The following is a 771-nucleotide window of genomic DNA, read 5'->3' as shown; positions in this document are numbered from 1 at the left end:
ATTATAGAAGAAAGTGATGGAATAATGGTAGCACGTGGTGATTTAGGTATAGAAGTACCTTACTATGATGTTCCAACAATCCAAAAGATGCTAATTAAAAAAGCAAATGCAAAAGGAATGCCAGTAATTACAGCAACACAAATGCTTCTTTCAATGACAGAAAATGAAAGAGCAACAAGAGCAGAAATATCTGATGTAGCAAATGCTGTTTTAGATGGAACTGATGTAGTAATGCTTTCTGAAGAAAGTGCAGTTGGTGAAGACCCAGTAAATGTAGTAGATACAATGAGTAATATTATCTCTAAAACAGAAGATATCTATAACTATGATAAACAAAGTAAATTTGATTACCTAGATGAATTTGATGTAATACAAGCAACAGTAACAAAATTAGCAGATGATTTAAATGCAAAAGGAATACTAGCACTTACAAGCTCAGGGAAATCAGCAACGAAAATATCAAGATATAGACCAAAGACTCCAATCTACGCATTTACACATAAAAAGAAAGTGCTAAATTCACTAACAGCAATTTGGGGAGTAGAACCAATAGGAACAATAAAAGAAGCACAAGCTTCAAAGATGTTTCAAAAGATGTTAGTAACATTAGATATAAAAGGTTTACTTGATAAAACAGGGACTTATGTAGCAACAGTAGGATACCCAGTAGGAATGCCAGGAAGTACAAATACAATTAAGATATTAACACCTGCTGAGATTGAGTATTATATTAATTTTAAAGAAAAAAAGAAGTAGTTTACTTCTTTTTTT

Annotated in this window: 1 protein-coding gene; it reads left to right on the top strand. The window is 31.6% G+C overall.

What is annotated here, in order from left to right:
* Positions 1-756, top strand: a 756-nt coding sequence (locus tag GBG18_RS15025) for a pyruvate kinase (RefSeq protein ID WP_226896516.1), incomplete at its 5' end; no start/stop codon positions are given.
* Between the last annotated feature and the right edge of the window lie 15 nt (positions 757-771).

It is taken from the genome of Poseidonibacter ostreae (assembly GCF_009208075.1).
In the GTDB taxonomy this organism is placed as follows: domain Bacteria; phylum Campylobacterota; class Campylobacteria; order Campylobacterales; family Arcobacteraceae; genus Poseidonibacter; species Poseidonibacter ostreae.
The sequence above is the reverse complement of the archived record's forward strand: the minus strand, read 5'-3'. Positions and strand labels throughout refer to the sequence as shown.